The following is a 231-nucleotide window of genomic DNA, read 5'->3' as shown; positions in this document are numbered from 1 at the left end:
CTAATGAGCCAGGCACGTTTAAAGGCTTTTCGGCTAATTACAGTGGTGCGGGTTTTACTGGTATGAAATTTAATGCCATCGCAACACCAACAAAAGCTGACTTTAACCAGTGGGTTGAACAGGTTAAAACCAACGCTAATAGCCTTACTCATGCCAATTATGTTGAGCTTGCCAAAGCGAGTGAAAACAATCCCGTCGCTTATTATGGCAAGGTTGATGAAGGTTTATTTC

1 protein-coding gene is annotated in these 231 nt (G+C 42.0%); it reads left to right on the top strand.

Features of this window, described 5'->3' with window-relative positions; translation table 11 throughout:
* On the top strand, positions 1-231 hold a 231-nt coding region (locus SB765_RS34235), incomplete at both ends, for a COX aromatic rich motif-containing protein (protein ID WP_410933103.1).

The organism is Pseudomonas sp. SIMBA_067 (genome assembly GCF_046534675.1).
GTDB classification, from domain to species: domain Bacteria; phylum Pseudomonadota; class Gammaproteobacteria; order Pseudomonadales; family Pseudomonadaceae; genus Aquipseudomonas; species Aquipseudomonas putida.
The sequence above is the reverse complement of the archived record's forward strand: the minus strand, read 5'-3'. Positions and strand labels throughout refer to the sequence as shown.